Annotated in this window: 1 protein-coding gene and 1 pseudogene; both read right to left on the bottom strand. The window is 69.3% G+C overall.

All coding sequences use genetic code 11. The annotated features are described in order from the left end of the window. Positions 1-42 precede the first annotated feature (42 nt). A complete protein-coding gene (locus tag ACFU99_RS44030) occupies positions 43-915 on the bottom strand; it encodes a hypothetical protein (protein ID WP_384404462.1) in 873 nt (290 codons plus the stop codon). A gap of 30 nt (positions 916-945) precedes the next feature. Continuing rightward, a pseudogene (locus tag ACFU99_RS44035) lies at positions 946-1,267 on the bottom strand (hypothetical protein); the annotation flags it as partial.

Raw genomic sequence — 1,267 nt, forward strand, 5'->3', positions numbered from 1 at the left:
GTCCGAGTCGGACCGGGCGCCCCTTCGTCATGCGCCGCCGCGTCAGGCGGGCTTGCGGGCGTCCTTGTAGACGCCCGCGGTGGTCTTCGCGAACGCCTCGACGTCCACGGAGTCCTCGCTGATGTTCTTGGGGTCGACCGACAGGACCATCGCCGCGTTGGACTTCTCGGCCCATACGCAAGCCGGGGCGTAGACCTGGTTCTGGATCTTGACGACCTCGCACTCGACGGTCGGGCCGTCCGAGCCGTTCGGGGTGAACTTCTGGCGCTTCTGCACCACGCTCGTGCCCATCATGCCGCCCTCGAAGCCCTTGAACATTCCGTCCTTGACCTTGTCGGGGCTGCCGATGGTGCCGTACGCGCCGGAGAACGACAGCTTGGCCATGGGACTGTCGGCGATGTCGTAGCTGCCGAGGACGGAGGTGGCGCCCTTGGGCATGCTGCCCTGGACGCTCTTGCCCTGCTGCTTGAGCGAGTCGGTGTCGGCGTTCAGCTTGTACTTGCCGCCGTCCAGCGTCTGCGGCGTGACGAGCTTCATCGCCTGACCGCCGCCGCTGTCACCGCCGCTCAGCAGGACGGCCGCGGCCACGCCGCCGCCGACGACCACCACGGCGCCTATCGCCACCATGGCGATCAGCTTGTTCTTGTTGCGCGGCGGGGGCGGCGGCGGGAACGGCGGCTGCCCGTAAGGGGGCTGGCCGTACGGGGGCTGCTGCCCGTACGGCGGCTGCCCGTACGGCTGCTGCTGGGGCGGCTGGCCGTACGGGCCCGGCTGCTGCTGCGGCGGGTAGCCGTAACCCGGCTGCTGGGCATAGGGGTTGGGCTGTTGAGGGGGCTGCTGGCCGCCTCCGTACGGATTGGGCTGCCCACCCCCGTACGGTCCGGGCTGCTGCGGCGGCGGCTGGTTGAAGCTCATCTGACTCCCCCTCAGGGCTGGTGTCGGCTGTTAGCTGATCTCGGCGCGGGCGCTCGTGCGGAACTTGGCGGCGAGTTCGGCGACGTCGGCGAGCGGCTTGCCGCCGCTCAGGCCGCTCACCTGGTCGGCGAGGATGACCTCGCCGATCGTGCTGGCGTCCGCCCAGACGCAGATCGGGAGCGTCACCGTCTTCACGCTGCTGGTCTTGGAGAGCTTGTACGCCTGGCACTTCATGACTGCACCGTCGGCGCCGTCCGGGGTGAACTTCTCCGGGCTGCCCTGCGGCGTGAACTTGACCGAGGTGGAGCCCTGGGTGTTCTTTTCCTCCAGGGCGAAGGTGTAGTCGACGGCG

It is taken from the genome of Streptomyces sp. NPDC057654, from assembly GCF_042800135.1.
Lineage (GTDB): Bacteria > Actinomycetota > Actinomycetes > Streptomycetales > Streptomycetaceae > Streptomyces.

Coding starts and splice junctions, on each gene's coding strand:
- ACFU99_RS44030 (WP_384404462.1), bottom strand. CDS start 915: ATGAGCTTCAACCAGCCGCCGCCGCAGCAGCCCGGACCGTACGGGGGT.